This is a genomic window from Vibrio splendidus (assembly GCF_024347615.1).
Classification (GTDB): domain Bacteria; phylum Pseudomonadota; class Gammaproteobacteria; order Enterobacterales; family Vibrionaceae; genus Vibrio; species Vibrio splendidus.
In genome coordinates this window covers 885,236-906,234 of the sequence record NZ_AP025509.1, presented here as the reverse complement: position 1 = coordinate 906,234, position 20,999 = coordinate 885,236, and the positions used below count along the sequence as shown (strand labels likewise).

General features: G+C 44.0%; 15 protein-coding genes. 11 read left to right on the top strand and 4 right to left on the bottom strand.

Annotated features, from left to right (window positions below; translation table 11 throughout):
- Nucleotides 1–2: 2 nt before the first annotated feature.
- The 4 genes from fhuB (at nt 3) to OCU90_RS21265 (ending at nt 5,020) form a co-directional block, all read left to right on the top strand.
- Nucleotides 3–1,997, top strand: coding sequence for a Fe(3+)-hydroxamate ABC transporter permease FhuB (gene fhuB, locus OCU90_RS21280; RefSeq protein WP_061025388.1), 1,995 nt, complete (start codon nt 3–5; stop codon nt 1,995–1,997).
- A gap of 237 nt (nt 1,998–2,234) precedes the next feature.
- Nucleotides 2,235–3,047 (top strand): crotonase/enoyl-CoA hydratase family protein, encoded by an 813-nt coding sequence (locus tag OCU90_RS21275; protein WP_061025391.1) that lies wholly within the window; start codon nt 2,235–2,237, stop codon nt 3,045–3,047.
- A gap of 93 nt (nt 3,048–3,140) precedes the next feature.
- The gene (locus OCU90_RS21270; RefSeq protein ID WP_061025393.1) at nt 3,141–4,331 is read left to right on the top strand and encodes an OmpP1/FadL family transporter; all 1,191 of its coding nucleotides are present in this window, start codon (nt 3,141–3,143) and stop codon (nt 4,329–4,331) included.
- Nucleotides 4,331–5,020 (top strand): hypothetical protein, encoded by a 690-nt coding sequence (locus OCU90_RS21265; RefSeq protein ID WP_061025396.1) that lies wholly within the window; start codon nt 4,331–4,333, stop codon nt 5,018–5,020. Before OCU90_RS21270 ends, OCU90_RS21265 begins: the two co-directional genes overlap by 1 nt.
- 113 nt (nt 5,021–5,133) lie before the next feature.
- Here the strand turns inward: OCU90_RS21265 and OCU90_RS21260 are convergent, their stop codons facing one another.
- The 3 genes from OCU90_RS21260 to OCU90_RS21250 all read right to left on the bottom strand — a co-directional run bounded on the left by OCU90_RS21260 (nt 5,134) and on the right by OCU90_RS21250 (nt 9,006).
- Nucleotides 5,134–6,732, bottom strand: a complete 1,599-nt coding sequence (locus tag OCU90_RS21260; protein ID WP_061025398.1) for a bifunctional aspartate transaminase/aspartate 4-decarboxylase — start codon at nt 6,730–6,732, stop codon at nt 5,134–5,136.
- 148 nt (nt 6,733–6,880) lie between these two features.
- The gene (aspT, locus tag OCU90_RS21255) at nt 6,881–8,599 is read right to left on the bottom strand and encodes an aspartate-alanine antiporter (protein WP_061025399.1); all 1,719 of its coding nucleotides are present in this window, start codon (nt 8,597–8,599) and stop codon (nt 6,881–6,883) included.
- A 146-nt stretch (nt 8,600–8,745) separates the two neighbouring features.
- Nucleotides 8,746–9,006: a hypothetical protein gene (locus OCU90_RS21250; RefSeq protein ID WP_061025402.1), complete on the bottom strand. Its 261-nt coding sequence runs from the start codon at nt 9,004–9,006 to the stop codon at nt 8,746–8,748.
- A gap of 244 nt (nt 9,007–9,250) precedes the next feature.
- Between OCU90_RS21250 and OCU90_RS21245 the strand changes: the two genes are divergently transcribed.
- The 4 genes from OCU90_RS21245 to OCU90_RS21230 all read left to right on the top strand — a co-directional run bounded on the left by OCU90_RS21245 (nt 9,251) and on the right by OCU90_RS21230 (nt 15,392).
- A complete protein-coding gene (locus OCU90_RS21245; protein WP_240513378.1) occupies nt 9,251–10,402 on the top strand; it encodes an efflux RND transporter periplasmic adaptor subunit in 1,152 nt (383 codons plus the stop codon).
- Between the two features lie 9 nt (nt 10,403–10,411).
- Nucleotides 10,412–13,459 carry an efflux RND transporter permease subunit gene (locus OCU90_RS21240; protein WP_061025406.1) on the top strand — a complete coding sequence of 1,016 codons (3,048 nt, stop codon included), beginning with the start codon at nt 10,412–10,414 and terminating at the stop codon, nt 13,457–13,459.
- A 126-nt stretch (nt 13,460–13,585) separates the two neighbouring features.
- Nucleotides 13,586–14,266 (top strand): DUF3313 family protein, encoded by a 681-nt coding sequence (locus OCU90_RS21235; RefSeq protein ID WP_017081484.1) that lies wholly within the window; start codon nt 13,586–13,588, stop codon nt 14,264–14,266.
- A 4-nt stretch (nt 14,267–14,270) separates the two neighbouring features.
- Entirely contained in the window at nt 14,271–15,392 is a 1,122-nt protein-coding gene (locus tag OCU90_RS21230) for a phospholipase A (RefSeq protein WP_054542536.1), read from the top strand.
- Between the two features lie 176 nt (nt 15,393–15,568).
- Here the strand turns inward: OCU90_RS21230 and OCU90_RS21225 are convergent, their stop codons facing one another.
- On the bottom strand, nt 15,569–17,512 hold the full coding sequence (locus OCU90_RS21225; RefSeq protein WP_061025408.1) for a winged helix-turn-helix domain-containing protein: 1,944 nt from the start codon (nt 17,510–17,512) through the stop codon (nt 15,569–15,571).
- A gap of 231 nt (nt 17,513–17,743) precedes the next feature.
- On the opposite strand from OCU90_RS21225, the gene OCU90_RS21220 reads away from it, so the two are divergent.
- The 3 genes from OCU90_RS21220 to OCU90_RS21210 all read left to right on the top strand — a co-directional run bounded on the left by OCU90_RS21220 (nt 17,744) and on the right by OCU90_RS21210 (nt 20,834).
- Nucleotides 17,744–18,379, top strand: coding sequence for an SDR family oxidoreductase (locus OCU90_RS21220; protein ID WP_061025411.1), 636 nt, complete (start codon nt 17,744–17,746; stop codon nt 18,377–18,379).
- Between the two features lie 344 nt (nt 18,380–18,723).
- Nucleotides 18,724–19,779, top strand: coding sequence for an NADH:flavin oxidoreductase (locus OCU90_RS21215; protein ID WP_240513380.1), 1,056 nt, complete (start codon nt 18,724–18,726; stop codon nt 19,777–19,779).
- A 419-nt stretch (nt 19,780–20,198) separates the two neighbouring features.
- The gene (locus OCU90_RS21210) at nt 20,199–20,834 is read left to right on the top strand and encodes a CatB-related O-acetyltransferase (protein ID WP_061025415.1); all 636 of its coding nucleotides are present in this window, start codon (nt 20,199–20,201) and stop codon (nt 20,832–20,834) included.
- Nucleotides 20,835–20,999 lie beyond the last annotated feature (165 nt).

Here is a 20,999-nt window from a genome sequence, read left to right as displayed (position 1 = left end):
TAATGAAATCCAGTAGTTTTATGATGGGGGCTGCGCTGCTTTGTGCTGCTCTTGTTCATTTATGGTTAGGGCAGTCGGAATTTGGCCCTATTGGAGAGTTGCTTCAGCAAGCCTCACAGATCAGTGATATCGCAACATTCAACTTAATGGTTGATGATTCATTCGAGTTGATGGCGTTAGCCTATGTCAACTTACCTCGCTTGGTGATGGCAATCTTGGTTGGCGCAACACTTGGCACCATCGGCAGCTTGTTTCAACAACTGACACAAAATCGCATGATGTCGCCGCTAACCTTAGGTACGTCGTCAGGTGCATGGCTTGGTCTGGTTATTCTGAATGTGGTCGCGCCGATGTTGGTCGCTCAGTATTCAGTTTGGTTTGCTCTAGTTGGTGCGCTGCTTGCGATGGGGCTGATTGTTTCGATTGTCGGAATCAAAAACATGAGCGGCTTGCCAATTGTATTGGCGGGCATGGCGGTCAACTTGTTGCTAGGGGCATTTGCAACGGCGATTATTCTGCTTAACGACCAGTACGCACAGAATCTGTTTGTATGGGGAGCGGGCGACCTAGGGCAAAATGGCTGGGAACAAGTGCTGTGGTTGATGCCTAAGCTGTTGCCGATTTTTGCCATATTCTTGTTGGCGCCACGAGTTCTGACTCTGCTTTCCATCGGCACAGAAGGGGCAGCAGCGCGTGGCCTTAACATCGGAACGACATTCTTTGTATTGATGGCGGTTGGCGTTTGGTTGGTGTCTGTGTCGATTACCTCAGTGGGCGTGATCAGCTTTATCGGCTTGATTGCTCCGAACATTGCTAGGCATCTAGGTTTTCTAAAGGCGAAATCTGAACTCATCGCAAGCTGTGTATTAGGTGCGTTACTGCTGTGTGTCACTGACAGCTTGGCGATCTTCTTGGCACAATGGTCTTTGGATATGATTCCAACAGGGACAGCAACCGCAGTGATTGGTGCTCCTGCATTGATTATTATTGCGAGAAAGCAGTTATCTGCCCAAGATCAGCTGTTTTTCTCGATGCCTAAAGGTCCAAAGTTTATTTCATCAGTGGCTTACTTCTTGTTGGGCACAATGATTTTCGGGTTGCTGGCGTTGAGTTCATTGTCTCAGCCTTCTTCTGATATGGGCTACTTTGTTATTCCAGACGCATTTGAATGGTCTATTCGTTGGCCTAGAATGTTAACCGCGATATTCGCTGGTGGCGGCTTAGCGGTGGCGGGTGTGATTTTACAAAGATTGGTCTACAACCCGCTCGCAAGCCCAGATATTCTTGGTGTGTCGGCGGGTGCGGTTCTGGCGTTGATTTTCAGTAGCTTATTCATGGGCTATTCGATTCACTCGCTAAGCCCGTGGGTTGCGTTTCTGGGCAGTGCGATTGCACTCTGTTTGTTATTGTTCCTTGGCAAGAAGCATCAGTTCGCGCCATCGATTTTGATCCTCACTGGTATTTCGCTGACCGCGGTATTGGAAGCTTTGGTGCAATTCTCTTTAACGCGAGTGGGTGAGGGGAAATATACTTTATTGGCTTGGTTAGCAGGGTCTACCTATCGTGTTGAACCTGAGTCGGCAGTAATTATGACCATTGTGATCACGGCTTCTATTGGTGTGGCTCTGCTGCTGAGTCGTTGGGTGACCTTAATTGCGACTGGACGTCAGTTCGCGAGTGCCAGAGGGTTGAATATCAATATCGCTTACGTGGCGTTGTTGTGCATTGTTGCGATCTTATGTTCGGTCGTGACAACCACCATGGGGCCTGTTGCGTTTGTCGGCTTGTTAGCTCCGCATATCGCTGCAATGGTGGGGGCTCGTTTGGTTCGAGAGCAGATCATCTTGTCGTTTTTAATTGGTGCTGCACTCATGCTATTTGCAGACTGGTTAGGGCAAGTGGTGGTGTTTCCGGCGCAGCTTGCGGCAGGGACGTTAGTTTCCATTATTGGTGGTAGCTACTTCATCTTCTTGTTATTGAAATCTCGAAGAACATAGGTTCTACCAAAACTGAGAGTCCTTGATTATCAAAGCTACTGGTATTCAAAGCTACTGGCAATAAAAGCTACGAATGAAAAGCAGTGAATAGAGCGATCCATCACTGCTTTTTTATTGATGTTGTTTGTGTAAGGGGGCGGCGTTAAGCAACACAGGTCTCGCTTCTTAATGTGCAAGTTTGGCATATGTTAATAAAATGTATAATCTAAAGGTCTGACCACTTATAAGGTAGCCACCATGCCAAACCTCGATCGTATTACTTATTCTATCGATGAAAACCAAATTGCGACGGTTGTGTTGAATCGACCCGATAAGCTCAATGCTATTGATATGGCGATGTTTGAAGCCGTTAATGACATGATAAGTGAGCTCAAGAAGAACAGAGATATTCGAGCTGTTATTGTTAAGGGCAGTGGTTCCGATTTTTGTTCTGGCTTAGATGTTAAATCGTTATTGAACAGTAAAGTTGGGGCGATGAAGCTTTTGTTCAAATGGTTACCGACATTACCTAATGCTGCGCAGCACTTTTCGCTTGGTTGGCGAGAGATCCCATGTCCTGTCATTTTTGCGATTCATGGTCGTTGTTGGGGAGGCGGCCTTCAATTAGCCAGTGGTGGTGATTTTAGGATGGCCAGTCCAGACGCGACTTTCTCGATATTGGAAGCCAAATGGGGTTTGATTCCTGACATGGGAGGCGCCATCGCATTTCGAGAGCTAATGCGTAAAGATCACACCTTAGAAATGGCGATGACCGCTAAAGAGATCGACTGTGAAACAGCGAAAGACTATGGACTGGTAACCAAGATTGCCGAAGATCCTTACGCTGAAGCTTATGCGTTGGCACTTGAGTGTGCGAATCGGTCGCCAGATGTTGTCGCTGCTAATAAGAAACTCTACAACAAGACTTGGTGGTCAAGCCCTGGCATGGCAGTGTTTTACGAGACCTGGTATCAGATAAAGGTAGGGTTAGGCAAGAATAGAGCAATCGCTGCTCAACGTGAAATTCATCGAGACAAGCCACGTTCATACGTCGCGAGAAAGTTCAAATAGCGTTTGTACAGGAATAACGGATATTCCATTTGTTTATGGGGCTTTGCGGTAACCTTAGAGCAATTTAATGTCTAAGGCTAAATGAGCAATCTGATGAACAAAACTTTTACTTACTCGCTAGCTGCCACCGCAATTTTTACAAGCTTAAATGCTTTCGCAAGTGGTTTGTTTTTACAAGAAGCTGTTGTCGCCAATGCCGGTACTACTGGTGCCGGTGACGGTGTTTATACTCGTTCGGCTGCGGCGATGTGGACCAACCCAGCCACTATGTCTCATATGGGCGAAAGCAAAACCACGATCAATACCATGGCGTTTGATCTTGAGATGCAATATCAAGACAACGGCGACAAGCAAGATGGTAAAGCTCATTCAGTCATGCCTTCATTTGGTGCCTTCCACGCGCATCAAGTCACAGACAAATTACACCTTGGTATCGCGCTGGGTGCAGTCGGGGGCTCTAGCCTTGATTACGGCAGTGATTGGGCGGGAGCTGAACTCTTAGAAGATATCACCCTCACTGCGATGCAAGTAAACCCATCACTAAGCTACCAACTGAATGACCAGTGGTCGGTTGGTGCCGGTATCCAGTTAAGTTGGGCTGCGTTACAACAGTCATCCTCTGTTTTCACAGCAAAGCAAGACACTGACTGGGCTTATGGTTATAACCTAGGTGTAATGTACACACCGACAGACAAACTTAAGTTGGGCGCAAGTTACCGCTCTAAGCTAGAACACGAATTCAATAACGATGTGAAAGGTTTAGGTAATGTTGCTAACTCTTTGTCTACAGATATTGCTCTTCCTGAAATCATCGATGTCAGTGCAAGTTATGCATTGAACTCTCAACTTGACCTGCTTGCTAGCATTCAGTTCCACCGCTGGAGTGCGTGGGACGAGACAGTATTAGACTTCGGTGCATCAGTTGATGGTAATCCTGTAGGCGGAATTCCAATCAAACGTGACTGGGATGACGTTTGGAAGTTTGCGGTGGGTGCAGACTATCAATTGAATTCAGACTGGCGTTTAAAAGCGGGCTTCTCTTACGAGACCTCGCCACAAGATGATCCATCAATGCAATGGGTTGACCTCCCTGTTGGCGAACAGTATCGCTACTCGGTAGGTGCTTCAACGTATTGGGATGATATCTTGATCGACGTGTTCTACGAATATGCTGATTTAGGATCGGTTGAGATGGATCGTTATGGTCGATTCGGAAAAGTTAATTTGTTAGATGGCTCTTTCGACGGCCGTATCCACTTTGTTGGGGTTAGTGCGACCTTCTAATGACATTACGTAATCTATTACTTGTTGCTGCGGCAATGCTTGGTTCGACGGGTGCTTTTTCTGAAGAGAAGCACCCTGACGACCCGACTAAAATCGTGACCAAAGCGGGCGTTGCTTATAACGAAAATTTGCAGTTCTCAGGCTCTATTGGTTTAGATGAAGCGCGAATGATCAATGCTCGTGTCAATGCGGACGGTGAAGAGTGGCGATTAGGCGGTTCATGGCTGTTGCCGATGGGTATCGTGAATTTCAACTTTAGCCGTTCTGAATATGACAACGATGCTTATAAGAACAACTACAGTATTGGCACATTTATACCACTGAGCTATTTCGATATTGAGCCGTTCGGTTGGCAAATCTTCCCTATGGCTGGTTACAGCTATAATGACGGCGAAGTAGCTGTTTTCGATGACGATAATGTTGGTTCTGACTATGTGTTGATGCCGAGTTCAACACACGGTGGCTACATTGGTGCGTTTGGCTTAAAAACGATTACGGATGAATGGTCTATCATGGGCTTCGGTGGTGGTTCAATGGGCTCTGATGATTATTCAGGGTATTGGGCTGGCGTCGGCGCGAGTTACAAGTTGAGTGATGCTCAATCATTCAACTTCTTCACTATTTTTGCTGAGGACGATTTCGGTGAAAATAACAGTGTTGGTGCGTCTTACACCTATGAGTTCAAATAGTTATTCTCATATATCGTCCTAGATAAAAAGAACTGAGTGTAGGCTCACTAATTTAGTGAATCTACACTCAGAATTTATCGCTTTTCTATGAGCTTTCTAGTGTTGAGGTCGTGTTAGCAAGCCGCTTCGTAACGTTCAACATAGCTCTGCATTACCGCGTTCATCGCTTTAGTGATATTTGCGTATTGTGTTTCCTCTAGATTCGCTAGAGACACACGCAGAGACCACGTTGGCGCATCAAAACCCGCACCCGGCATCACAATCACGCCATGTTCTTCTGCAAGGCGTACCAAGAAATCAAGCGGCTCATACGTTTCTTCTAACCATGTGAAGAAATCGTTGCTGTGAATCGTTTGAGCAATCTCTTTCAGATCAATCTCCACGTAATAGAACGCACCGGTTTGATCGCCTTCAGCAACGATTGGCGCGGCTAAGTTCTTCTGCATTAGAGTGTGGTAGCGACGACGCACAATTTGTTTCGCGAGTCGCTTGTACTCTTCGCCATCCTTCATCAAAGACAGCAGCGAGAACATTGTCATTTGAATCTGCTGAGGTGTTGAAAGACCGGCGGTATGGTTCAGTGCGACTGCACGGCTGTCTGCAACTAAACGGTCAATGAACTTAATCTTACTAGGCTCAAGTGCAATGCCTTGGTATCGCTGAGATAACGTGCTTCGAGTGTCTTCTGGAAGATCTCGAATCATGCGGTCGAAATTATTGTCTTCGTGCACGCCAATCACGCCTAAACGCCAGCCTGTTGCACCAAAGTACTTAGAGTACGAATACACTAGAATCGTGTTCTTCGGAACCAGCATCGCTAGTGATGTGAAGTTATCAGCGAAAGTGCCATAAACATCATCTGTAAGAAGGATGAGGTCAGGGCGGCGGTTAGCAACCTCTGCAATCTTATAGAGTGTCTCATCGCTTAATCGAACCGAAGCAGGGTTGCTTGGGTTAACGAGGAAGAAAGCTTTAACACTTGGATCGTTCAGTTTTTCTAATTCAGAGTCTGGGATTTGCCACGCAGACGCTTCATCCGCCATGATTTCTACTTTGTTGAGCGCGTAATCTTCTAACTCTGGCATTTCAATATACGGGGTGAAAATCGGCGCACCAATCGCGATGGTGTCACCAGGGTTCAATAGTCGGTTACTCTTTAGCGTGTTGAATATGTAAACCATGGCCGCTGTGCCACCCTCAACGGCGAACAAGTCAAACTTTCCTGCAGGTAATGGCTGCGAGCCCGCCATTTCTTGCTCAATGTATTTACGAGCAATGAGTTCCGAATATTTGAGCATGCGATCAGGCACTGGGTAGTTGTTACCTAGAATCCCCTCAACCCATTCATAAATAAGCGCATCACCGTCTACCTGATATTGATCCGTAATAAACTGGAAGGCTTCAATGAGGAATTGCACACCTTCTTGGTCTTCGTATTTTTCACAAAACTGAAGAAAGCGCAGGCTAATATCTTGTTGAACTCCCATTCCACCAAAGCCTTCATACCCTGAGAAATTCGATTTTGATTCTTCTAGTGCAAACATACCTAATTGGAAAAAGGCTTCACGTGGCGCTGTCGCGACCCAGTTTGGGTTACCACGACCAGCGTTGATCATGGTTTTTTCATGTGAATGCTGAGCAAGGTCGATCAGTGTGTTTTTTACTTCGAATGGGCTTAGTGTTTCTAGGCGTTTTTCATCTGTGCGTTTCATAGTCGTTTCTCTTTAAATTTGTTTAAGATCCAAGTTTTTTGGATATATAAATGAGTTAATTTCTTTGAGCAGCTAGCCTGTTTGGCTAGCTACTGTGTTAAATCGTTAATGAATAAGTTGAATCATCAATTGGCTGATTCGGTGTTGATTACGAGATTTTGGTAATTAGGTTGATGATGATCGGACCCCATAAGGTGAGGAAGATATTGGCAACCGCATAAGTCATCGTGAAACTCGGTACTGGTGTGCTGTTTTGTGTTTTTTCTAGTAGCGATGCGAATGCAGGGTTTGCACTGCGGCTACCCGCGATAACCGCTAGCGCTTCTACTGGGTTTTTGATTTTGAGTACGTAGTAGTTGAATAGGAACGTCAGTACTTGAGGAATTAGAGTGACCAACACACCTAGCAGTAAAAGCGTTACGCCATTCTCTTTGATTGCCGTCAGCGCTGGAGCGCCTGCATTAATACCAACAACCGCAACAAATACTGCTAGGCCGAATGTCTGCATAAAGTTGGCTGCGCCATGGTTAACACTGCCTAAACGAGGTGTACGCATTCTTAGGTAGCCCACAAGTAAGCCGGAAACCAGACAGCCTAAACCTGAACCTAGAGCGATATGAGAACCACCGATAGTGAAACCAATCTCACCAATTAGATAGCCAAGCACCATGCCGAAAGACATTGTTACGAAGTCAGTAACACTAGGCAGTGGGCTGTTGTAGCCAATTTTTTTGATGACTTTAGCTATGTCTTCTTTTTGTCCAACTAAGGTGATTTCGTCACCAATGTGCAGTTCAGTTTCTGGCAATGTCGAAATATCATGGCCCATGCGTGATAGCTGAGTGATATAAACACCACGACGAATACGTGCGTTCGTTTCATCGTGAAGCTTACGTAGCGTAATACCCGCTAGTTTCTTATTCGTGAGTACGACCTTCTGTTGTGTTTGGACAACATTGCTTTCTTCATTAAATTCACCGAGTTCGATACCCAACGAGGTCACTTTAGGAAATGCCTGAGTTAGACCAGTAAGGTAAACTTTGTCACCCGCCGCTAAAATAGGGTTCTTCGCCAAATCTAACGTTGATTCTGTGTCTTGGTGTGAGCGGTAAATAGCTTCAATTGTGAGGTCGGCATCGAATGCTTCTTCTAACTCGACAACACTTTTACCAACAAACATAGAGTTCGCGGTCACTTGATAAGCACGAGAAGATACGCGGTTCAATGCAGAGAATTCACCCTCGTTTAGTTGCTTGCTGCCAGCGCCCATTTTTTCCGCAAGCTTCTTCGCTTCTTTGGTTATGTTCCAACCCATTACCATTGGAATGAGTGACATCATTAGAATCGGACCAAGAGAGCCGAAGATGTAGGTGATCGAGTAACCCACAGCCACATTTGTTTTAAGCGTTGAGGTGACATCTGGCGCTAGGTTCAGCTGATCGATAGCATTACCTGCAGTACCTATGATTGCCGATTGTGTTAAGCCACCAGCCGCAAGGCCCGCCGCTAAACCTTTATCTAGTCCTGCCCATTTAGAGAGCAACACAACCGTGATTAATCCTACAAACGTCATCACAAACGAAGCGAATAAGCGTGTTAGCGATGAAAGGCGGAATGACGAGAAAAACTGCGGACCGCCGTTGTAACCCACCATAAAAATAAATAAAGCAAAGAAGATGCTTTTTACTTCGTTAGAGATCGCGATACCGCCGATCTGACCAAGTGCTACAGCAACAAGCAGTGAACCTGCGATTCCACCTAATTCAAACTTACCGATTTTAATTTTACCGATTAAGTAACCGAGACCGAGTGATAAAAAGAGCGCTATAAACGGATAGTCTCTAAGTTGTTCAATAATAAATGACATAGTAATCCTTGAATGAAATAGCATCATCATTGACTCGCTATTTCATTTTTTAATTTGGTTTAACGTTTGATTAAGCATTAATCCATATTTGGTTGATAAACTGATCTAATGCTTTATTTTTAATAATCTGGACTTCATCCAGCCTTCTACTTTTTATGATGCAGTCTCGATGATTTTTTATGATCATGCATTTTATCTTTGTGATGTTTATCATGATGACCATCAGAATGGTGATTGACTAAATGCTTATGACCTTCTGGGTCGCCACCATGTTGACCTGAATGAGAGGGTTGATGCTCTCTATATTCTAAATGGTCTTTATTATGTTTATGGTCAACATCTTCTCCATATATACGTTTCATCTTTTCTTTAATAGCGACTTTAGTGTGATTAATTTGATTCGACATAGTTAACTCGTTTATTTGTTTAAGGAACGATGAGAATTATATCGATCGAGAAAATAGATAAATCATGTTCAAATAAAATAGCAATAAAACAAAAATTGAGTTCCGATTGATATTTTTATCTTAAGTATTTGATTTTTAAGGTTTGATTTTTATTTTATATAAGATTGGGTGGATGTTATATGAGTTTGATTTATTGGCAGTGTCGATAGATAGAATGACCAGACTTAAAAAGCAAGGTGAACACATGAGTAAGTATAAAGGCGTTATTGTCGGGTCAGCTCTTTTTATATTACTGTCTTTTGTATTTGGCTTTCATTATGTAAAAGGTGAAATGATCAAAGAGAAGGTCGCTAATTTTAAATTGCCAGCTATATCTGTAACAACGGAAAAAGTAAATCAAGATACTTGGGATAAAAGTTTAAAAGTCATTGGTAACATTCATTCTAATCAATCTATTGATGTGACGAGCCAAATGTCAGGCCAAGTGAAAGAAATTCTCTTTACTTCAGGTCAGCAAGTAAATAAGGGTGATGTTCTTGTTAAATTGGATGATGCGTTATTGAAGTCCAACTATAAGAGCCAGCTATCCAAAGTTGAATTGGTTAGAGTCGAATTGATGAGAAATAAATTGCTCCTTAGAAATAACAGTGTTTCAAAAAACTCGGTTGATAAGCTACAAGCTCAATTTAATGCTGAAGGTGCAAAGCTGGAATATATTGCTACGCAAATTGACTACATGAAAGTGAAAGCGCCATTTTCTGGCAGCGTTGGGATTCGTAATATCGATGTGGGTGACTTTATTAATTCAAGCACAGCGATTGTCGAGCTGGAAGACAAATCAAAGCAATATGTCGATTTCTCTATTCCAGAGCTTTATTTACACGATGTGAAGGTAGGGCAATATTTACAATTTTATTCAGAAGCAACGAACGACGAAGTCTTTCACGGCACGATTTCTGCCATTGAACCGAGCTCAGACAGCAACACGCACAATATCGAATTGAGAGCCATGGCTAACCAAGCCGTGCCGTTAGAGGCGGGTATGTATGTCGACGCTACGTTAATCACATCAGAATCGGACACTATCGTGGCAGTACCTTCTGTTGCGATCAGTTACACCTTATACGGAAACACCGTGTTTGTGTTGGATACGTCGACTAAAAAGGCCAGCGAACATTCGAGCAACGATGCATCACCATTTTACGAGTACAAGGTTGTGCAGCGCACTGTTGAAGTCGGCCCCAAACAAGGCGGTTATGTTGGTGTGGTTTCGGGCTTGAAAGAGGGGGATGTTGTTGTGACTTCAAACCAACACCAACTCAAGAATAGTGGATGGGTTCTGGTTAATAACCAACATCCGTTGATTACTGACAAAAGTACTAAGCAAAGTAACTAGGAAACTCCCATGACATTTACTGATGTATTTATCAAACGTCCAGTTTTGGCTACGGTATTAAGCCTTGTACTGTTGGTGTTAGGCCTTAAAGCCTTCACCTCACTGCAAGTGCGCCAATATCCAGAAATTGAAACGGGCGTTATTACCATTACAACGAGTTATCCAGGTGCCAGTGCATCCAGCGTTCAAGGGTATGTGACGCAGCCACTGCAGGCAGAAATTGCTCAAACAGCGGGCATTGATTACATGACATCGGATAGTGCTCTGGGTAAGTCGGTTATCACGGTTTATTTGAAGCTAGGGTATCCGTCTGATAGTGCTTTGACTGAGATTTTGTCTCTCGTGCAGCAAGTGAAATATAAGCTGCCGTCGGGTGTATTGGACCCGAGCATTCTTAAATCGACGTCTCAATCTCCGATCTTATATGTTTCATTTTCGAGTGACACATTGAAGACGGAGCAAGTCTCGGACTATGTGAGCCGCGTAGTTAAGCCGACTTTCTCTACTGTTGAGGGGGTGTCAAAGGTCGACATATTGGGGCAAGAAGATTTTGCAATGCGAATCTGGCTGAACCCTCAACGACTGGCTTCATATGGTCTGACGGCTGAAGATGTTCAAAACGCGCTTCGTGCAAATAACATTGTGAGTGCGGCGGGCAAGTTGCAAAACCCTTATATCGAAGTTGATATTAACGCTCATACCGATTCAAGTTCGGTAGACGATTTTAAGAACATGGCTTTGAAAGCGCACGACGGGCAACTGGTGCACTTAAAAGATGTGGCGACGGTTGAACTAGGCGCAGCAAACTACGACTCAGACGTTGAGTTCAATGGTGTGACTACCGTATCAACGGCGATCAGCAATACGGCAACATCTAACCCATTGACCGTTGTTGAAGGCATTTACGAATTGCTTCCACAGATCCAAGCAGGCTTACCTGAAGGTATTAAAGCGGATGTAATCTATGACTCGACTAAGTTTATCGAAACCTCAATTGACGAAGTAGCGAAAACCTTAATCGAAGCCGCACTGATCGTAGTCATCGTTATCTTCGCCTTTTTGGGCTCAATGCGAGCGATGTTGATACCACTTGTAACGATTCCTTTGTCATTGATTGGCTCTATGTTCTTCATGTTGAGCATGGGCTTCAGTATTAACCTGTTGACGCTGCTTGCCATGGTATTAGCGATATCGCTGGTGGTTGATGATGCCATCGTTGTTGTAGAAAACACCTTTCGCCACTTAGAAGATGGCACTAGCCCAATTAAGGCTGCAATAGACAGTGCTCGTGAAATTGCAGGCTCGGTTATTGCGATGACCATTACATTGGCCGCAGTGTATGCGCCGATTGGTTTCATGGGAGGACTCACCGGCAAGCTGTTTACTGAGTTCGCATTCACTTTGGCGGGTTCAGTACTCATTTCGGGTTTCATCGCCTTAACGCTAACGCCGATGATGTGTTCAAAACTGCTTAATAAATCGGTTCTCGACGGAAAACTGGTTAAGAAAATTGATGCAGTGATTGCAGGCGTAACAGAGCGCTACCGAAAAGTGCTCGAACATGTGTTGAACAACCGTGTTTATATTTGGCCAGTGGTAGGAACGTTACTGATCAGTTTGGTGTTCATGTTTATGAATACTTCATCTGAACTGGCACCTGAAGAAGATCAGGGCGTGATGATTGTGATGGGGCAAGGTCCTGCACAAGCGAATACCGATTACATTCGCCACTTTACTCCGGCTCTTATTGACTCTATCAGCAAGAACGATGAAGTCGAAATGACCATGCTAGACAACGGTTACATGAACAATAATGCGTTCTTTGGTTTGGGTGTATTGAAAGATTGGGATTCACGCGAAGCAACGGCAAAAGAAGTAATGCAACGTTTCGAAAAAGAGAGTTCTGTATTACCGGGTTTGCAGGTGTATACCTTCTCTCCACCGGACTTGCCAGGCACACCGCAAGGCTTGCCATTCCAGATGGTTCTGAAAACGCCAACGGGTTCTTATCAAGATCTCTATCAGTACGCTGAAAAACTGAAAGAGTACGCGCAAAATAGTGGCAAATTCATCTATGTGCAAAACGACCTGAATTTTAATAAGCCACAGGTAGAGATTCGCATCGACCGCGATAAAGCGGCTCAGATGAACGTGAACGCACAAGATATTGGTACCGTGTTGTCTCGCTTTATCAGTGAAGGCTTCGTGAATTACTTCTCGATGGATCAGCGCAGCTACCAAGTTATTACTCAAGTACCTAACGAGAACCGTAACTCTTGGGATGATTTGAAGAACTACCACGTACGCTCTAACACCAATGAGATGGTGCCACTGGCGTCATTGATTGAAATTAGCCAATCAGTACAGCCATCGAAAGTGGATCAGTTTCAACAGCTTAACAGCGCCATGATTGAAGCGAAAATGATGCCGGGAATCAGTATCGGTGAAGCCTATAAAGTAATGGAAGAAGGGGCGGCGAAGATATTGCCGAAGTCTTATACGACGGACACTTCAGGCCAATTGAGACAGTTCCTACAAGAAGGCTCTTCACTGGTTACGACGTTCTTCCTTGCTCTTGTGATTATTTACTTGGTGCTGGCAGCTCAATTTGAAAGTTTGCGAGACCCACTAGTGGTATTGACCAGTGTGCCATTGTCTATCTTTGGCGCTCTGATGCCACTGTACTTGGGCATTGATACGCTCAACATATACACCGAAGTGGGGTTGGTAACCTTGATAGGTTTAATCAGTAAGCACGGTATTTTGATTGTGGAGTTTGCAAACCAAATGCAACAGGAATTGAAATGTAGCCGACGCGAGGCCGCTATTCGTTCAGCGACTGTTCGAATGAGACCAGTATTGATGACCACAGCTGCGATGGTTGTCGGTGTCGTACCGCTGCTTATTGCAAGCGGAGCCGGTGCTCAAAGCCGTTTCTCGATTGGTTTGGTCATCACGGTTGGTATGTCGGTGGGCACATTATTCACCCTGTTCGTTGTGCCAACGATATACACCTACTTGGCTGCGGATCACCGCGGGCAAGAACAAGAAGTTTAGTCCGTTATCTGGCTGCTTACTTTACGCGGCCAATAAACATAAAAGTTTAATCAACACGAGTCCCATTTTATGAGCCTTATCGCTCAGGGATTCGTGCACTCAAAATTTAGAAAACTAGAGGTTCACATGAAACTACATTACCTATTCCCATTGTTCGTTTTATTCACTGCTGGCTGTTCAAGCAACATGCCAGATAAACAAGAAATCCAGAGCGTCGACTCAAACCATTATTTTATTGATAGCCAGTTTGATGATGATAGGAAAGGCGTTTCTTGGATAGCGAAAGACAGCGCGTCACTTCACTTTAATCAATTTGAATTTACAACCGTTAGCATGAAAAGCTCGGGTGTTGATCAGCATGTATCAAAGGAGGTTCAGTCTCAATTTAAAGCACAGATCCATAAGAAAATGGATGAGAAGTTGGCTGAGAAATTACAGGGCTACAAGAACGTAGTTTTGGAGAACAAGGAGCTTGATATTAGCGTGAAGTTATATGATATCAATGACATTCCTGAAGACATGCGTGTGACTGAGTTTATCCCAGTAGGTTCGGTTATCGGCGCTGTAAAATACGCAGCAGGTACTCGTGATCGCTCTATTCGTATATTGGCGAGTGTGGATCTGAAAGATCATGATTCATCTCAGCTTATTGGTCGTCGTATTTTCGTCGTGAACGATAATGGCGTACTTGAGAACGACAAATCAGAAATCACCATTGAGATGCTTGATAAAAACGTTGAGCAAATTACTCAGCAAGCGGTCGACTTTGCGTTTGAAGTGACTTACCAAGATAAAGACCAAGGGTAGAGTTATGCGAGCTCGTAAACAGAACAGCGCGAGTAAACGCCTTGGGGTTGGTGAAAAGCTAGCTGGACACAAAAACATGCTTGCTCTACTGGCTATTGGCCTCGCTGTGAATGCTTCAGCGTATGCCAATACTATCGGTGTTGATGAACGAGCAAGCTATGAGCAATGCATTTTGTCTTCATTGGCCAAAGCAACCAATCAACAAAGTATTGAGTGGTTAAAGCAGCAATGCGCATCCCAAGAAGCCGTTACATCAAACAAAACACCCGAAAATAAGTTCTCGGGTGAAACCAGCGAAGTCGGTTTAGACTCAATCAGCGAAAGTGCACTTGAGTCTAAAGTCCCGCGATTGAAGATGGAGTACACAACTGAAGATAACCCGTTTGTTATAACGCCTTATCGTTTGAACTATATTTTGCCAGTGACTCATATGACCAACGTGAATACACAGCCCTATGGGGATGAGCGATTCGGAGGTAAAGCGGATGACCTCAGCGATGAAGAGATCAAACTGCAGTTAAGTTTGAAAATTCCAGTGGTCGATGATGGTGTTTTTAATCAAGCGGACAAAATCTATTTTGGTTTTACGCTCAAATCATTTTGGCAGGCGTACTCTTCTGATATCTCGGCACCATTTAGAGAGACTAACTATCGCCCAGAGATCTTTTACGAAACGCCTTTGAACATCGAGTCAGCTGATGGTGTGTGGTTTTCGCGTTTGGGTTTAGAGCATGAATCTAACGGACGAACGGCAGAGCTTAGTCGTAGCTGGAACCGCGCTTATGTTGGGCTAGGGTATACCGAAGATGACTTTGCGGTTTATTTCCAGCCTTGGTACCGAATTCCTGAGTCGAGCAGTAGCGATGACAACCCTGATATTCAAGATTATCTCGGTCACTATGAATTGTCTGGCGCTTACAAGTGGGATGGTTTTGAGGTTTCAGCATTGGGTCGTTACAACTTTCAAACCGGGTATGGTGGAATACAGACATCACTCAGCTTTCCTCTGTATGGCCGGCTTCAAGGGTATGTCCAGTACTACAAAGGCTATGGAGAAAGCTTGATTGATTATGACTACAACAGTGAAAGGATTGGTGTGGGTATTCTGCTAACCAATGCCTTATAGCGGTTATCGCTTTTTTATCAACGATTGAGCGATTAACGATTAACGATTACTGATTTCTGTGAGAACCCAAAAACACACCGCCTGAGTAAGCGGTGTGTTTGCTATATTAATAGCTAACGGCTAATAGTTAATAGCCAATAGCCAATAGTTAAGAGCAAATAGTTAAGAGCTGTTAATCATTGGTTGATACCCAATTTGGATTCAATCTCGGTGATGTTACTTTTGAAAAACAACGTTTGAGCGACTTTCAAAACCACAGGGTGGCCAGATTCTAATATCGCTTCATAGTAATACTCTTCCGCCATTGAAGGGTTGCCTTGAGACTCTTCAATTTTTGCCAAGATAATCATAGACATCACACTGTATTCATTCCTCGGAATCAAGCTCAGATAGTACTCGGCTTGTTCAGGGTTATCTTCAGTGAGGAAGTAGGCTGCTAATGCGTCATAGACTCGATAAGAGTTAGCATTGTTCTGAGCATTGAGTAACTGTTTTTTGAATTTCTTATTGAGCGCTTCAACCTGCTTATTCTTATTCTTCGATCTCATTATAAAAATGTCGGCAAGCTCATACATGTAACGGTTCGACATAACGAAGTGGTTGTCGGGTTCTAGCTCATTGGCTTGGGCGATCTTAGACAAGGTGTCGGTTCTGTCTAACGTCATGAAGGTGAGCCCGAGCGCTTCAAGGGTGAGCTGTAAGGCTTCTTCTTGTTTGGGTAACTCAGAGATTTGCTGCTTCAATATCGATTTTTGAATATCCAAATTAAATGAATCCAATAGATCATCGAGCATTGAACGCATGGTCGTGTGGAGTGAAGCCGGGTCAATCAGGTAATCTCGACCTAGGTGTCTGAAATTAGAAATTCGGTTGAAGTAGGTGATATCAAGGTATTCTCTGTCGCCATCAATTTCACTCTTGAAACTGATCACGTTGGCTGAATTCGGCACCAAGGTTTCATCGACTACGACACGAAAATCGCGATAGGTGGTCAAGTAGCTCATTAATTTATGGATGATCCCACGCTTAAAGGCATCCGTCTTCAAGTTGTCATCGATACTTACGTAGATATATCTAGGCTCTAAAGACAAGTAGTGCACAGATTCGTGTGCTTTGTGGACTTCTGGGTTTTGGCTGTCTGCTGTTTGATTAAGACGATTTTGTTCCGTTGATTGATTTGAGTCAGCGAGTGGTTGGTTTGATTCATTAGCGGCGGTATTTAAACTGCTCAAATCGAAGGCGTCCGATGTAGGGCTGGTCGGTTTTAACGTCCACCAAATAAGTCCAAGCGCAATAACTATAGCGCCCCCAAACATCACAGCACGAGACGTTCTTTTCTGCGGTTTATTTTCTGTGATAGGCGCTTGTTTGTCGTTAGCTGTTTTATTTACAGGTGACTGTTGAATGAACTGTGCTGTACTCGAATCGGTATGGCTTGGATCGACATAGCTCGAATCGCTAGGTCTCGAAGCGCTAGGTTTCGAAGCGCTAGGTTGCGGATCAATAGGCTGAACAGGCTCTTGTGAAGCAGGTTTTTCTGAGGTTGCATCGATTGAACGCTCTTTAGATTCTTCGAGTACGGATTTGTCCTCTGAGCCTTGATCGCTTATTAGGTTCTCACCAGTAATAGATTCTGCTTTTGGTTCGACTTGTTGTTTTTTCTCCTCATCCAAAACTGGCGATGTATCTGGTGCGTCTGATTGAGTTGAAGGAAAGGAACCAAAAGCATTAGGTGCATGATTCATGTCTGTAACTGACACGGTATTTGTGGTGACACTTGCAGGTACTAAGATGGTTTTGTGGACATCAACATCCAGTTTATAACCGCGTTTGGGCACGGTGATGATGTGTCCCATTGAATGTCGTTCAGCCGCTTTGAGTATTTTGCGCAGTTCAAAAATAACTTGCGTGATCACCTGATCCGTCAAGATTGAGCCATTCCAGACTTCATTAATCAGCTCATCTCGTGAGAATACGATCTTAGGATTTTGGCAGAAGAAGTTGAGTAGCTTGGACAAGCGATTGTCGATGATCACGTCTTCATCATTCATGATGAGTTTGTCTTCATCAGGAATAAATAACCACACGTCGAAAGAGTATTGAATGCGTTCTTTTTTCATAACCACCGAGACTAAGTCATTGTATTAAAATTACTTTAGTAGACATGTTTGGGCAATTCAATTAACCAATGTCTAATTATGATAAGTGGTCGTGCTTTTGAGCGGATTAGTGAAAGCCAGCAAAAAAATAAAAATAACATTGAGACTTATTCTCATTTGTTGATCTCGATAAAGGAACGGTTTAAATTGTCTGGTTAGTATCACTACAACATGAATATTATGAGGTTTTTTATGAGTACGGTCGTTGTATGGGGAGCAGGAAGTGGACTGGGTGCTGCAATTGTTGAGCATTTTCACAAACAAGATTATCAAGTAATAGCGATTGCGAGAAACCCAGAGAAGAACACGCGCTTGGCTGAACTTGGTATCACCACACTGCGTTGTGATGCTACCGATAAAGAACAGGTTGAATCTGTGGTCGCTCAGTTACCTAAATCGACACTGGTCGTTTCTAGTATGGGCAGCTTCAGAGCTGACATTCCCGTTGATTACATTGGACACCGACATCTTACTGATGAGCTTGAAGCCAATGGTATCGCTCGATTTGTGCTGGTAACGTCGCTAGGTTGTGGTGACTCTTGGCAGTATTTGTCGGAGCGATCTAGAAAAGGGTTTGGCGCAGCGGTTCGTGAAAAGTCGTTGGCTGAAGCTTGGCTAACCTCGAGTTCTCTGGATTACACCATCTTACGTCCGGGTGGCTTGTTAGACGGTGAGGAGACTGGCAACGGTGAGCTGTCCCAGCAAGTCGAAGTTCATGGTGTGATTTATAGACAAGAAGTGGCGCGCCTTATTGAAGCCTTGTTAACCAATGAAGCGAGCATTGGGCAGATCTATCAGTGTGTTGATCCTACGGTTCAATATGGATAACGCTGTTAAGTCTGATTTTTAGTAAAGCCTTCAAGCTATAAATCTATAAGCTTATAAATCCCTGAAGTCGTTTAGCTAAACTAAGCGGCTTTTGTTTGCTTCCTTTGTTCTCTCTAATTCCTGCCTTTCTATTCTTTTGCTGTCTCTTTCTGCCTTTTCCTCATATGAGAGTGGCGCTCTCTTAATCTAGATTAAGTTTTCCCTAGTTTATTCTCTGTAGTATCCGCCTGAATCAGTGCCCATGCTTGATGGGTAACTCGCGTAACACGATTTTGAGAGGAAGACACTTGAGCACTTTGTTTACAGAAACCCACATTGGCAAGATGACACTAAAGAACCGCTTAATGAGAAGTGCAACGTGGGAAAATATGGCCACCGAAGATGGCCATATGACAGACAAGCTTTACGCTATCTATGAAGAGTTGGCTCAAGGTGAAGTCGGCCTGATCGTGACGGGTTACGCGAACATCGTTGAAGAAGAAAAGCCGAATGCGGGCATGATGGGTATGTATAACGACTCATTCATCGAAGAGTACCAGAAGCTGACTCAGCTGGTGCACGACAACGACTCTAAAATCGTGATGCAGTTGGCTTATGGTGGCACCAAAACCACACATGATCTTGGTGAACGAGTCATCTACGCACCAAGTGAGGTTCCAGAAAAAGGAACTCAAACACTAGGCAAAGCGATGACCAAACGCGAGATCGACTACATTGTTGATGCCTTTGCTCAAGCGTCATTAAGAGCACAGAAGTCAGGTTTTGATGGCGTTGAAATTCATGCCGCTCACACTTACCTGATTAACCAATTTCTAAGCCCTTATTACAACCAACGTGAAGATGAATACGGCGGTAGCTTAGAAAACCGCATGAGATTTTTGTTAGAGATCTATACCGCGACATGTAAGCTGGTGGGTGATGATTTCCCTATCTTAGTTAAACTCACTGCATCGGAGTTTTTTGAAGGTGGTGTCACCTTTGACGAAACACGTATTGTTTGTAAAAAGCTTGAACAAATGGGCGTGGATGGCATTGTCGTGTCAGGTAATATTCATGGTAAAGCAGACACTATGATTGGCGAGTCGCACGATGGCTTTACCATTCAAGCTGAAGGCTATTTCCATGAGTATGGTCACGCGATCAGCCAAGACGTTAATATCCCAGTGATCACGGTAGGTGGTCTAACGGATTTTGATGCTATCGAAGCGATTGCAAACAACACGGGCATTGAGTACTTCGCACTTTCAAGACCGCTGCTTTCTGAACCCCATTTAGTTAAGCGTTGGAAGGAAGGGGATAGAAGCCCTGTTGAATGCGAACGGTGCTCTAAGTGTCGTACTAAGCGCGGTAACTTCTGCGTGGTGAATAAAGACAGAAAAGCACAGCTTGCACGCATGTAGTCGCTGACCCTAGCTCCAAGCGAGCTCCGAAGTTTATAGCCGAGTCTAAGTTTGAGCCTGTGTAATCGCGCAGGCTCTTGTTCATTCCGTATTCCACGAAACGAAATTTGAAACCTTATTAATCACATCTTCCTGTCAAATTGGCGCGACTAAACAGTTACACTACGCCTGTAAATTATCCAACCAAGTTATCGATAAAAACTGAGCAAACTTTGAAACTACTTCCTCTTCTTAAGCAACCTCGAATCCACTGACGTCTCTTTAGTTTTAGCGACATTGCTATGATTTAAGCGTGATACTCACTATTAGTCCCAGTGAACCCTGTGTTTATAGGGCGTTAGTTTGTGCACCTTGGATTTGCACCGTCGAACATTTTGATCGTTAACGAATAAAACTAAATAGATCATTCAGAGGTAAAAATGCAAAAGAAGCATTGGTCCAAATTCGAGTTGCTGCATGAAGTCGTAACCAACCCCAATATTCATGTAAAAGGTCAACACAGTTATTACAGCGATTGCTGGGATAATGGTTTTGAACAATCGGTAGTGCGCTATTTACACGGCGACGAAGTCAGCCGCCAGTGGGAGCCTCGATGGGAAATCGACGAACTCTATATCGGTGATTATGTCTGTATTGGCGCAGAGGTCGTGATTTTAATGGGTGGCAACCATACACACAGAGTTGATTGGTTTTCACTGTATCCATTTATGGATGTTATCGACGACGCCTACATTGGCAAAGGCGATACTCACATTGAAGATGGGGTTTGGGTAGGCATGAGAGCGATGGTGATGCCCGGTGTGACGATTGGCGAAGGCGCTGTAGTCGCAGCGAATAGTGTGGTGACTAAAGACGTCGCTCCATACAGCATTGTCGGTGGCTCACCAGCTAAAGTCGTCAAATACCGCTTTGATGAGTTCGTTATTGACGAGCTCATGTCATTCAAAATATACGAGTGGCCCTCAGATAAATTTGAAGCGCTGAAACCGTATTTATGTAACTCAGACTTTTCAAAGCTAAAGCAGGCGATAACGGATTACGACAATTGTTTGTAAGGAGCGCTTGTAACGAGCATTTTTAAGGTACGGGTTTAGCCACAGATTTGTGTAAAAAGATCTGTGTCATATTTATATTGAAAAACACGTTAAATCAGTCCGTTACCTTGCAATACTGAACATGGTGTACCAGTCTTATTTCATAAGCATGGATAAGGATTGTGT